This is a genomic window from Streptococcus oralis, assembly GCF_001075875.1.
GTDB lineage: Bacteria > Bacillota > Bacilli > Lactobacillales > Streptococcaceae > Streptococcus > Streptococcus oralis_I.
On record NZ_JUOS01000080.1, the window covers coordinates 1 to 12,661 of the forward strand.

Sequence of the window (12,661 nt, forward strand, 5' to 3'; positions counted from 1 at the left end):
CAGTGCTTTGAGCAACCTGCGGCTAGTTTCCTAGTTTGCTCTTTGATTTTCATTGAGTATTAGCTTTCATACTAGATAATTTTTCTAGCTATTGTAACAAAAAAGTCACCCGAAGGCAACTTTTATTCTGTATTTGCTTATTTGCTTTATAAACGATTAAAAGTCTATTCTGGGCTAAAAGCAGCTGCTTCTTGCATTTGATAATATTTGCCTTTTCTCGCCATGAGTTCCTGATGATTGCCATACTCGACAATATCTCCATCCACCAAGACAAGAATCAAATCAGCATCTTGAATGGTAGACAAACGATGGGCGATGATGAAGCTTGTCCGTCCCTTCATGAGTTTGGCAAAGGCATCCTGAACCAAGACCTCTGTCCGAGTATCGATGGATGAAGTCGCTTCATCTAAGATAAGAATCTTAGGAATGGCTAGAAAGACACGGGCAATGGTTAAGAGCTGAGCCTGACCTACAGACAAGGATTCACCTGCATTTTCAAGCTTGGTATCATAACCATGTGGCAACTGTTGGATAAAGAAGTCTGCGTTAGCTGCCTTGGCTGCCACAATGACCTGCTCTCGGCTAGCATCAGGATTGCCAAAGGCAATATTGTCATGAATGCTTCCTTGCTTGAGCCAAGTTTCTTGAAGCACCATTCCAAACTGCTGTCGAAGAGAAGCTCGAGTATAGTCATAAATCGAATGACCATCTAGCAAAATATCTCCAGAGTTAATCGGATAAAAACGCATGAGGAGATTGATGAGGGTGGATTTCCCAGCACCCGTTGGTCCAACGATGGCAACCTTACTGCCAGCTGAAATGTCAATAGACAAGTCCTTGATTAAGATTTTTTCAGGATTGTAACCAAAGGAAACATGTTTAAAGGAAATAGCTCCACTGTCTTGGTCGCTGTTCAATTCTTTAAGGCCAGTTTCTGTAATCTCAGGGCTTTCTAAAACAGTATAAACACGTTCTGCACAAGCCAATGCACTCTGCAACTCGGCTAAGACCGATGAAATATCATTAAAAGGCTTAGTGTACTGCTGCACATAGTTTAAAAAGGTCACTAAACGTCCAACTGTTAAAGTGGAACCCGCCATGATACGGAAGGCACCAACGCCAGCTAGTAGGGCATAAATGAGGGCATTGACGAAACGAGTCGAAGGATTGACTGTTGATGAATAAAAGATGGCCGACTGAGAATATCCTGCATAAGTATCGTTTGCCTCATGGAGTCTATCGATGAATTCTTCTTGAGCATTAAAAGACTGGATAATGGTCTGTTGGGTGAGCGATTCTTCAATCAACTGGGTTTGAATCCCCCTAGACTCGGTCTGTTTTTGAAAGAGATGGTAGGATCTCTTGGCAATAAAGCGTGAAATGACCATAGACAGAGGTGTTAAGAGCAGAACTAATAAAGTCATCAAAAGATGAATTTGAAGCATAGCAAGGATACTGACCAAAATCATCAGAACTCCGATGAAAAATTGGTTGAAAATCATATTCAGACCCGCTGCCAACTGCTCGATATCTGTCGTTACACGGCTGACCATTTCCCCACTACCTTGTCTATCTACAAGGGCAATCGGAAGACGATGGAGCTTTTCAATGATTTTTTCGCGCAAATCTCTGGTATAGGAAAAAATCACTCGATTATAGAGGAGAGGATTGGCCCATTGTACCAGCGTATTCCCAATGACCACCAAAATCATCTGGAGGAAAATCTGCCAAAATAGCTGGGATGAACTATCGACTAGAACTTGGTCAATCACCTGTCCTATCAAGATTGGTAGATAGATTGATAGGGCTACCTGAGCAATGGTTCCCAAAAAAGCTAGGAAAAGAAGAATGGGATGACCAGCTAAATCTTTTGCCAATCGTTTAAGGGGTTGACTTGCATGTTTGCCTTTCATTCTAATCCTCCTTTCCATGTTGAGACGCATTGATTTCACGATAGACTTGACTAGTCTCCATCAATTCCTCATGATTTCCAAGTGCTAATTGCTCCCCTTTCTCTAAAAGAAGAATTTGATCAGCAATCTTCAAAGTAGAAGTTCGTTGGGAAATCAAAATCAAGCTAGTGTCAGGTAGGTTATCTTGAACAGCCTTCAGAAGATTGGACTCAGTAATGGTATCAAGAGCCGAAGTCGCATCATCCAAGATGAGAAATGGTGCTCGGCGCAAGACTGCCCGGGCAATCGATAAACGTTGCTTTTGCCCACCTGAGAAATTACGACCACCTGCTTGAACCTCTGCGTCCAGCTGACCTTCCTTATCACTGACAAAATCCTTGGCCTGGGCAATTTCCAAAGCCTGCCAGAGTTCTTGGTCAGAGATAGGGTCTTCCATACCCAAAGTCAAGTTGGAACGAATGCTTCCCTTAAAGAGTTCAACTTTTTGAGGGACATAAGCCATCCAGGACCGCCATTCAGAAAGATTGCGAGGACTACGTCCATCTCGATAAAGGGAAATGCTTCCCTTATCTGCCGGATAGAGGCCAAGTAGGACCTGTACCAAACTTGACTTACCAGAACCAGTTCCCCCGATGATCCCAAGAATTTGTCCTTGTTGCATAGTAAAAGAAAGATTTCGCAAGGATGGTTGAGCAGCATCTGGGTAGGTAAAGCTCATGTGTTTGACTCGTAAGGACTGGTTCGAGGAAGTTTCTTTTTGAGCAATTTCTGCCAGTATATCCTCAGGCTTTTCTGCAAAGACTTCTTTAATCCGCTTGGCAGAAATATAAGACTGGTTGAGTGAATTAATGAGCATGGCTAGTTTTATCAACTCTACCAAGATTTGCAGGAGATAGTTGATTAAGGCAATCAAGGCACCTTGACTGAGCCAACCTCCCTGGATAGAAATATAGCCATTCCAGATAATCACCAGCAAAGTTCCGTTGACGATCAAATAGGTCAAGGGGGTCAAGAGACTGGACCAGTAGCCTGTTTTCATTTGGATAGCCGTATAGACTTGATTAAGTACTTGGAAGTTCTCGATTTCTCGTTTTTCTTGGCCAAAGGCACGAATCACGCGCATCCCTTGTATCTGTTGGCGTGTTTCCTGAACCAGCTGGTCTGTTTTCTTTCTCAAGCTACTGTAAAGAGGATTGACCAAGCGTGATAACACGACAATGACAAAGGACAAAATGGCAACCATGACCAAAAACCAGAAGGTCAATTCAGGCGAGAGACGATAAGCCATAAAAATGGCACCGAATACAATAATAGGCGCCCTTAAAAATAAGCGCAAGAATTGATTGATTCCCGTTTGAATCTGATAGGTATCTGAAGTCAAACGCGTCACCAAACTCGAAGTCGTTAAACGGTCTCTACTATCCTTGGGCAAGGAAAGAATATGACGATAAAGGTCATTGGTCAACTCCTTGGTAAATCCTACTGCTGCCTTGGCTGAGTAAAACTGAGCAACTAAGGCTACCAAAACGCCGATAACCGCAAAAACAAAGAGGAAACCCATTTGCATCCAGAGGTGACCCTGATCTTTTTTGGGAATAGATTGGTCGACAATCCCAGCTATCACCATGGGTACCAAGAGCTCAAAAACAGCTTCTAGCAATTTAAACAAAGGTGCTAGAAAAGACTCCTTGAGGTAGGGTTTAAAGTAAGAAAGTAATTGTTTCATATGTCCCTTCTATTTTCAAAATGAAGAAGGTGGAAAAACCACCATCTTTTTTATTTGTTCAAATATGGAAGTAGATAGCCATATCCAGCCTCTTCCATTTCATCCTTAGCAATGAATCGTAAAGAGGCAGAATTGATACAATAGCGTAAACCACCTAGTTCCTGTGGTCCATCTGTAAAGACATGTCCCAAGTGTGCATTTCCTGAACGTGAACGAACTTCGATACGCTCCATACCATGACTCAAGTCCTGGTAGTAATGAATGAGTTCCTTGGAAATAGGACGGCTAAAGCTTGGCCAACCACAGCCTGAGGCAAACTTATCCTTGGCAAAGAAGAGGGGCTCACCAGTCGTGATATCGACATAAATTCCTTCCTCAAAAGTTTGGTCATAAGCATTGCTAAAGGGAGCTTCCGTCGCTGCCTCTTGCGTTACTCTATAGGACTCTTCAGACAGTTGTTCTCGTAAAACTGCCTGACTAGGCTTTTCGTATTTAGCAGCGTCTATCAGTGGTTTCTCAGCATCTCTCACATCGATATGGCAATAGCCACCAGGATTTTTTTTGAGGTAGTCTTGGTGATAGTCTTCAGCTAAGATATAGTGGCGAAGCTTCTCCACTTCCACTGCAATTTTACGACCGATAAGGAGTTCTTGTTCGCGAACTACTGTATTGATCGTTGGTAGATCAGCTTCTTCTAGGTAATAAATCCCTGTACGATATTGACGACCACGGTCATTCCCTTGTTGGTTGACAGATAGTGGATCGATAACTCGGAAATAATAGAGTAAAATCTCACGAAGCGAGACCGCCTTTTCGTCGTAGACGACTTGCACAGTCTCTGCGTGATCTGTTTCTTTGATCAGTTGATAATTGGTGGTTTCTACCTGACCATTGGCATAACCAACACTTGTTTGCACCACTCCAGAAATACGGGAAAAGTATTCCTCTAAGCCCCAAAAACAACCACCTGCTAGATATATTTCTGCCATTTCAAATCCTCCTTGACCTTCTATCGGTCACTAAACACGGGAAACATTTCATACTCTTCGAAAATCTCTTCAAACCACGCCAGCTTCGCCTTGCCGTAGATATATGTAACTGACATCGTCAGTCTTATCTACAACCTCAAAGCAGTGCTTTGAGCAACCTGCAGCTCGCTTCCTAGTTTACTCTTTGATTTTCATTGAGTATCAGTTCCCATGTTTCATTTTCAAAAAAAGGACAGGAAGCCCTCTAATAGAGAGTTTCCCCATCCTATTGTTCTATTTATTTTTCTTCGACGCGAACGCCTTGTGTATCTACTTGCAAATCATGAAGCTTGCCTTTGAACGGTTGCTTTTCAAGCTCAGCCTTAATCTTAGGCATCTTATCAGACTCAGCCAAGACCATGACAGTCGGACCAGCACCAGACAAGTAGGTCGCATAAGCACCATTTCTCTTAGCAACTTTCTTGATCGTCGCAAATTCTCGCACCAAATCTTGGCGGTAACGCTCATGGAAAAGATCACTCTCAATAGCTTGTCCTGCTTTGACCATGTCTCCAGTCAGCAAGGCTGCAATCGCTACATTGGCGATAGAACTTGCCGCAACAGCTTCCTTGTAAGAGAGTTTCTTAGGCAAGACACCACGACTATCTCGAGTACGCAATTCATAATTTGGAATGTAGGCTAGAAAGGCACACTCTGGGAAAGGCGCTACAACTGCTGAAACCTGACCCTCGACTGAGCTGGCAATGACCAGATTTCCATAGATAGCAGGTGCAACATTATCAGGATGTCCTTCAATCTTAGTCGCCAATTGCAACTTATCGTGATCCGTTAATTTTAGGTTTCCTAATTGATTTGCCAGCTCAATTCCTGCAACGATGACTGAACTAGAAGAACCAAGTCCACGCGCAAGTGGAATATCACTGATCATTTTCAGGCGTCTGGGTTGTAGGTCTGGAACAATTTGTAAAGCAATCTTCAGCAAAAGATTACGTTCGTCACGTGGAATCCATTTGCCTAGTTGATGCTCAATCATCCATTCTTCACGTTCCTCACAAACCTGAATTTCTAGATACTTGGTTACAGCTACACCAACCGAGTCAAAACCAGGACCCACATTGGCACTTGTAGCAGGTACAATAATCTTCATCTTAGTCTCCTAAAACCTTGAAGGTGTTGAGAAGTTCAAATTCAGCTACACCCTTCAAAGCTGATGTAATATTTTCAAGTTGCGCCTTGTTGATCTTATGGCTGATGATGACAACACGAGCCTTGCCTTCTTGCTTACCATCTTGAAGGATTTGCTTGAAGGAAATATCTTCCGCATTAAAGAGCTCTGCCAATTTCAAGACTTGCCCTTTTGAATCTGGAGCCAAGATTGAGAAATAGTAGTTGGCTTTGACATCTTCTGGCTGAGCCAAAACAAGGTCACGATGGTATTCGTTAAAGGCTTTGCCAATGGTGCCATCATTCAAACGACGAACGATACGGGCAATATCAGCTACAACACTTGTTGCAGTTGGTTTTTGACCTGCACCTGGTCCATAGTACATAGACTCGCCGATACCGATAGATTCCACAAAGACTGCATTCATGACCCCATTGACACTTGCAAGTGGGTGAGCCTTAGGAAGGAAGGTTGGAGTAACCTCGGCAGCGATTCCAGAAGGTGTTTCTTCGATAGAACCTACTAATTTAACCACGTACCCAAGATCTTGGGCAACTGCCACATCTTCTGGAGTGATATTGCGGATTCCTTGATGGGCAACATCTTCAAATTTGACATTCATCCCAAATGCAAACTGACTAAGGATGACCATCTTGTAGGCTGCATCAATCCCATCAACGTCATTGGTAGGGTCGCTTTCAGCAAAGCCAAGTCGTTGCGCTTCAGCAAGGGCATCAGCATAAGACCAGCCTTCTTCTACCATTTTGGTCATCATGAAGTTAGATGTTCCATTGACAACACCAAGAACACGAGTGATTTTGTCTGATGCTAGTGAGTTAACCAAGGTACGAAGGATTGGGATTCCTCCCGCAACAGCTGCTTCATAATAAAGAGCAACATTATGAGCTTTGGCAATCTCAAGCAATTCTGCACCATGAACAGCCAAAAGGTCCTTGTTGGCTGTCACGACATGTTTCCCTGCTTCTAAAGCACGAGTGATAAATGTTTTTGCCGGTTCGATACGTCCCATCAACTCAACAACAATCGCGATGTCTTTATCTGACAAAATTTCGTCAATATTTGTTACAAAATTAAAATCATTTCCTGCTTCAAGCAAGCGTGCTTTCTCTTCATCGTCTTTGACCAAAACTTTGGCTACTTCAATTTCTGAATGTGCTGCTTGAACGATTTTTTCCCCATTTTCCTTTAGCAAGAATGGTACGCCACTGGCTACTGTACCAAATCCAAGTAAAGCAATTTTAACTGACATGTTTGTCTCCTTGAAATTTTCTAATAGCCCTATTATACCAAAATTGTGAGAAAATTCCTACCATTCTGAACTAAAAATAGGAGCGCAAAATCATAAAAAAGCCTGCCCTGATTCAATCAAGAGCAGACGCTATTTTCAATCTATTTTACAAAGACCATTTCCTTGTCACTAGACAGGTCGTCTCGATAGGTAAAACCTGCAAAACTGAGCTTTTTAATCTCTTCTACCGAGGTTACTTGATTTTCCATCAGGGCTGTTAAAAAGGCTCCTCGGGCTTTTTTTGAAATGGTTGAGTGGACTTTAAGTTTTCCATCTCTGTCTTCCATAAACTTAAAGGTCACCATTTTTTCACGGATATCTTTTGGAAAGACATTTTCAAACTCCGAAGACAAGAGTGAAAAGATTAGTTTTTCACCCTTCACCGACTCTTCATAAGCTGATTGCCAGTGACTTTTCAGGCTTTTCCCAGCAATTTTAAGCTTCATCAAAAAGTCTAGTCTGTGAGGTGCAATCGGTGTAAAGGCTGGAATCACACCGTAAAGAGCTGACGTTATCATGAGGTATTTCTCCAGATAGGCTTGTTCAGCCTTGGTTAGATTGTCCCGTTTGATTTTGCGATACATAAGTCCATCAAAGAGGTGCAAGGCTGGATAGTTTGTCGCAGTTTCATCTTTCAAGGCCTGGATATGGTCATACTCCTCTTGTGCTTTTTCAGCAGAAATTTTGTAAAAACTTTCCAGCTCTTGGGCAGAATATGTCGCTAATGCATCCAATACAGCCTGACTTTCAGGACGCAAGGGATTTGCTTCAAAAATAGGAACATTTGTATTCATTTCTTTTGCAGTTGGGATTAGAATTTTCATAGTCTTAGTGTAGCATATTTTTTTATGACTACCAAGGATTTGAGCCTAAATAATACGACCTTCTAAATGATCGAGTTCATGCTGACAAATCTGAGCTGGAAAACCTGTCAGGCTAATGGTTTGCTCTTGCCAATGGGTATCCCGATAAGCCACGGTAATCTGTTCATACCGAGTGGTCGGTCTAACACCTGTCAGAGACAAACATCCTTCCTCTGTCTCGTATGGCCCTTCAAAGGATTGAAGAACTGGATTAAACATAACCATGGGAATCATGCCGATATTAAAAATAATGACGCGCTTTTGCACTCCAATCATATTGGCGGCTAGTCCAACACAAATTTCTCGATTAGCCTGTAGGGTATCCTGCAAGTCCTTTGCTAGGGGTAGATCTTCCTGACTAGCAGGCTGGGATACCTGCGACAAAAACAAGATATCTTTTACAATTTTCTTTTCCAAGACTCTTTCCTCCATACGATATCATTCTACTTGATTATAGCACAAAATTATATCAGTTTATCTTTACATTAAAACAAAAAGCCACCCGAAGATGACTTTTCATAATGCTTAAATAGCGTTTTTATCTTTTCCAAATGCTCGTTGGACTGCTTTAACAATCTCAACAAGAACTACAATCATAAGCGCTCCTACAGCGACCACCATCCATTGAGTCAAACTCAAATGTGACACGTGGAAGAGATTATTAAATCCAGGAACCAAAATTGTCACCACAAAGAGGACGAAGGCAACTGGGATAGACCAGTTAAAGGTCTTGTTCGTAAAGAGTCCCACTTTAAAGATAGATTGGTAAACCGACTTAACGTTAAAGGCATGGAGCAACTGGATCAAACCAAGAGTTGCAAAGGCCATAGTAAGGGCATCTGCGTGAATTTCAGATTGAACTTGATGCTCTGGGAAGAGAATCGCCCAACCATAAACACCTAGAACTAGCATGGTTTGGAAGATTCCTTGATAAATGATTGCTCCGAAGACACCACCGTCAAAGAAGTTAGACTTACGGCCACGAGGTTTGTGAGTCATGACACCTGGCTCTGCTGGTTCAACACCTAGGGCGATGGCTGGTAGTGTATCTGTTACCAAGTTGATCCAGAGAAGATGCACTGGTTGCAACACATCCCAACCAAATAGGGTTGCAAAGAAAATCGTGAAGACCTCAGCCATATTAGCAGACAAGAGGTACTGGATGGATTTTTGGATATTTGAGAAGACTTTACGTCCTTCTTCTACCGCTACGATAATGGTTGCAAAGTTATCATCAGCAAGGACCATATCCGAAGCTCCCTTAGAAACTTCTGTACCTGTAATCCCCATACCGATACCGATGTCAGCTGTCTTAAGTGAAGGCGCATCGTTGACCCCATCACCCGTCATGGCAACAACCTTGCCTTCATTTTGCCAAGCTTTAACGATACGAACCTTGTGCTCAGGCGATACACGCGCATAAACAGAGTATTGCTTGAAGACTTTTTGGAATTCTTCATCCGTGAGTTCATTCAACTCAGCACCCGTGAAGACATGGTCTTCTGTATCATTTGGATCGATGATACCGAGACGTTTAGCGATAGCTTCCGCTGTATCTTGGTGGTCACCAGTGATCATAATCGGACGGATACCCGCTTCCTTAGCGACACGAACAGCTTCTGCAGCTTCTGGACGTTCAGGGTCGATCATGCCGACCAAACCAGAGAAGATGAGGTCAGATTCAACAATTTCAGATTCCAAGGTTGGGATTTCATTGCTTGTCTTATAAGCCATCATCAAGACACGAAGAGCTTGTTTGGCCAATTCTTTGTTAGTTGCAAGGATAGCATTTTTATCTTCTTCTGTGATTGAACGAACTTCCCCATTGACCTCAATACGAGTCACACGCTTGAGCAATTGGTCAGGGGCACCCTTGACAGCGATAAAGTAAGAGCCATCTGCTTCCTTATGGATAGTCGACATAAGCTTACGGTCTGAGTCAAATGGCAATTCAGCTACACGTGGCTCATCCTTCAAGACTTCACGAACATCAAAGTTGTGGTCCAAACCAAACTGTACAAGAGCTGTCTCCGTTGGATCCCCAATCAACTTACCAGATGGATCCACCTTGGTGTCATTGGCAAAGTTCATGATACGGAGGGTACTGTTGCTAGCCGCAATTTCAGCAGCTGAGCTTTGCAATTGACCGTTGGTATAAACTTTTTCAACCGTCATTTGGTTCATAGTCAAAGTACCTGTTTTATCAGACGCGATGATTTCTGTTGAACCTAGAGTCTCAACAGCTGGCAATTTACGGACGATTGAATTCCGTTTTGCAAGAGTTGTAGTTCCCAATGATAGAACGATGGTTACAATGGCAGGGAGACCTTCTGGAATCGCAGCAACCGCAAGAGCAACCGCAACCATCAAGCCTTCTAATGGATGTTCACCACGAACAAAGACACCAACCAAGAAAGTAATAACGGCAATCACAACAATCAAGTAAGTCAAGGCCTTAGATAATTGTTCCAAGCTTTGCTTCAACGGTGTTTCTGTCTCGTCAGCATTAGCCAACATGTCCGCAATCTTACCAACTTCTGTGTACATACCAGTGTTGGTCACGACACCAATACCACGACCGTATGTTACGTTTGAGTTTTGGTAACCCATGTTAACACGATCCCCGATACCAGCATCTGCTTCAACAAGTCCTGTCACATCTTTTTCAACTGGCACAGACTCCCCTGTAAGAGCTGCTTCTTCGATTTTAAGAGAAGCTGCTTCAAACAAACGCATATCTGCAGGCACGACATCTCCCGCTTCAAGCAAGACGATGTCACCAGGTACCAATTCTTTTGAGTCAATCTCAATAACATGACCATCACGACGAACACGAGCCATCGGGCTAGACATATTTTTAAGAGCTTCAATGGCTGCTTCTGCTTGCCCTTCTTGGTAAACTCCAAAGGCAGCATTCAAGACAACAACGGCCAAGATGATAATGGCATCCGTTAGACCGTCCATTCCTTCTGTAATCACAGAAAGTGCCGCTGCCGCAAGCAAGATGATAATCATCAAATCCTTAAATTGATCAAGGAATTTAGCTAGTAGGCTACGTTTCTCGCCCTCTTCCAACTCATTACGACCATAAGTCGCTAAGCGTTCTTGAGCTTGAGCCGTTGACAAACCTTCGATCGATGAGTCCAAGTTCTTTAGGACTTCTTCTGAGGTTTGTGTGTAAAACAAGTCTTTATTTTGTTCTTTTGACAAAACAGTCTCCTCCTTTTTGGCCTCTTTTTACAAAAAAAGAGACCTGTTTTTTTAAAAAACAAGTCTCGCTGTTTAATATAGTGCCGGAAATAATTCGTAATGACGACACTATCGCGGTTAACCGCCAGCTACTCCCTTGAGTAGTTCTATTATATCAGAATTTCAAAAGTTTTCAAGGGGTGGGGTCTATTAACTTACTTCCTCCATTTGAATTTTCCTTGGAAAACCAGTATAATGAAAGAATACTAAAATGCTAGAAGGGAAGTTAGATGAATCAATCGGTTTCAAACTTAAAATTAGCTGAACGAGGTGCTATTATAAGCATCTTGACCTATCTATTCTTGTCTGCAGCTAAGCTAGCGACCGGACACCTCCTCCATTCATCCAGTTTGGTGGCTGATGGTTTTAACAACGTTTCAGATATCGTTGGAAACGTAGCTCTCCTCATCGGGATTCGTTTGGCTCGCCAACCGGCAGATAGAGATCATCGCTTCGGTCACTGGAAAATCGAGGACTTGGCAAGTCTCATCACTTCCATCATCATGTTTTACGTTGGCTTTGATGTTCTACGTGATACCATCCAAAAAATACTCAGCCGAGAGCAAACGGTCATTGACCCACTTGGGGCGACTCTGGGAGTCATCTCTGCCATCATCATGTTTGCCGTTTATCTCTACAATACCCATCTGAGCAAACAGTCCAAGTCCAAGGCCCTCAAGGCAGCTGCCAAGGACAATTTATCAGATGCCGTGACATCTCTTGGAACTTCTATTGCTATCCTGGCTAGTAGCTTCAACTATCCAATCGTGGATAAGTTGGTCGCTATTATCATTACTTTCTTTATTCTTAAAACTGCTTATGATATCTTTATCGAGTCGTCTTTCAGTCTTTCAGATGGTTTTGATGAACATTTGTTGGAAGATTATCAAAAGGCTATCACGGAAATTCCTAAGATTAGCAAAGTCAAATCACAACGCGGTCGTACTTACGGAAGTAATATCTATCTGGACATTACTCTCGAGATGAACCCAGATCTCTCTGTTTTTGAAAGTCACGAAATTGCGGATCAGGTTGAATCCATGTTATCCGAACGCTTTGGTGTCTTTGATACAGACATTCATATCGAACCAGCACCAATCCCTGAGGATGAAATCCTAGATAATGTCTATAAAAAATTGCTCATGAGAGAGCAACTGATTGACCAAGGAAATCAACTGGAAGAGTTACTTGCAGAAGACTTTATTTATATCCGCCAGGACGGACAAGAACTAGACAAGGATGCCTATAAGTCCGAAAAAGAACTGACATCTACCATTAAAGAGCTTCATCTAACCTCGATCAGTCAGAAAACAAAACTGATCCGATATCAGATTGGTGATACCATCCACACAAGCATCTGGCGCCGACATGAAACTTGGCAAAATATTTTCCATCAGGAAACAAAGATAGAAAAAGACTAAAAAATGAGGCCGGGATAATTCCCGTC

General features: G+C 42.6%; 9 protein-coding genes. 1 reads left to right on the forward strand and 8 read right to left on the reverse strand.

Translation table 11 applies throughout. The annotated features are described in order from the left end of the window. Nucleotides 1-164: 164 nt before the first annotated feature. The 8 genes from ADM33_RS04730 to ADM33_RS04765 all read right to left on the reverse strand — a co-directional run bounded on the left by ADM33_RS04730 (nt 165) and on the right by ADM33_RS04765 (nt 11,175). Complete coding sequence (locus tag ADM33_RS04730) at nt 165-1,913, reverse strand: ABC transporter ATP-binding protein (RefSeq protein WP_049503397.1); 1,749 nt, start codon at nt 1,911-1,913, stop codon at nt 165-167. A gap of 1 nt (nt 1,914) precedes the next feature. Next, the gene (locus tag ADM33_RS04735) at nt 1,915-3,639 is read right to left on the reverse strand and encodes an ABC transporter ATP-binding protein (protein WP_049503398.1); all 1,725 of its coding nucleotides are present in this window, start codon (nt 3,637-3,639) and stop codon (nt 1,915-1,917) included. Between the two features lie 50 nt (nt 3,640-3,689). After that, on the reverse strand, nt 3,690-4,628 hold the full coding sequence (msrB, locus tag ADM33_RS04740; protein ID WP_049503399.1) for a peptide-methionine (R)-S-oxide reductase MsrB: 939 nt from the start codon (nt 4,626-4,628) through the stop codon (nt 3,690-3,692). A gap of 277 nt (nt 4,629-4,905) precedes the next feature. Next, nucleotides 4,906-5,775 (reverse strand): homoserine kinase, encoded by an 870-nt coding sequence (thrB, locus tag ADM33_RS04745; protein WP_049503400.1) that lies wholly within the window; start codon nt 5,773-5,775, stop codon nt 4,906-4,908. 1 nt (nt 5,776) lies between these two features. Further along, nucleotides 5,777-7,063: a homoserine dehydrogenase gene (locus ADM33_RS04750; protein WP_049503401.1), complete on the reverse strand. Its 1,287-nt coding sequence runs from the start codon at nt 7,061-7,063 to the stop codon at nt 5,777-5,779. Nucleotides 7,064-7,203: 140 nt separating this feature from the next. Further along, nucleotides 7,204-7,926 (reverse strand): peroxide stress protein YaaA, encoded by a 723-nt coding sequence (gene yaaA / locus ADM33_RS04755; protein WP_049503402.1) that lies wholly within the window; start codon nt 7,924-7,926, stop codon nt 7,204-7,206. Nucleotides 7,927-7,971: 45 nt separating this feature from the next. Next, nucleotides 7,972-8,382 carry a peptide deformylase gene (locus ADM33_RS04760; protein ID WP_049503494.1) on the reverse strand — a complete coding sequence of 137 codons (411 nt, stop codon included), beginning with the start codon at nt 8,380-8,382 and terminating at the stop codon, nt 7,972-7,974. Nucleotides 8,383-8,490: 108 nt separating this feature from the next. After that, nucleotides 8,491-11,175 carry a cation-translocating P-type ATPase gene (locus ADM33_RS04765; RefSeq protein WP_049503403.1) on the reverse strand — a complete coding sequence of 895 codons (2,685 nt, stop codon included), beginning with the start codon at nt 11,173-11,175 and terminating at the stop codon, nt 8,491-8,493. A 269-nt stretch (nt 11,176-11,444) separates the two neighbouring features. On the opposite strand from ADM33_RS04765, the gene ADM33_RS04770 reads away from it, so the two are divergent. After that, nucleotides 11,445-12,635, forward strand: a complete 1,191-nt coding sequence (locus ADM33_RS04770) for a cation diffusion facilitator family transporter (protein WP_049503404.1) — start codon at nt 11,445-11,447, stop codon at nt 12,633-12,635. The last annotated feature ends 26 nt before the right edge of the window (nt 12,636-12,661 follow it).

Bases quoted from the DNA above. Each gene is read 5' to 3' on its own strand.
- ADM33_RS04750 (WP_049503401.1), bottom strand. From the start codon at position 7,063: ATGTCAGTTAAAATTGCTTTACTTGGATTTGGTACAGTAGCCAGTGGC.
- yaaA (WP_049503402.1), bottom strand. From the start codon at position 7,926: ATGAAAATTCTAATCCCAACTGCAAAAGAAATGAATACAAATGTTCCT.
- thrB (WP_049503400.1), bottom strand. From the start codon at position 5,775: ATGAAGATTATTGTACCTGCTACAAGTGCCAATGTGGGTCCTGGTTTT.
- ADM33_RS04735 (WP_049503398.1), bottom strand. From the start codon at position 3,639: ATGAAACAATTACTTTCTTACTTTAAACCCTACCTCAAGGAGTCTTTT.
- ADM33_RS04730 (WP_049503397.1), bottom strand. From the start codon at position 1,913: ATGAAAGGCAAACATGCAAGTCAACCCCTTAAACGATTGGCAAAAGAT.
- msrB (WP_049503399.1), bottom strand. From the start codon at position 4,628: ATGGCAGAAATATATCTAGCAGGTGGTTGTTTTTGGGGCTTAGAGGAA.
- ADM33_RS04770 (WP_049503404.1), top strand. From the start codon at position 11,445: ATGAATCAATCGGTTTCAAACTTAAAATTAGCTGAACGAGGTGCTATT.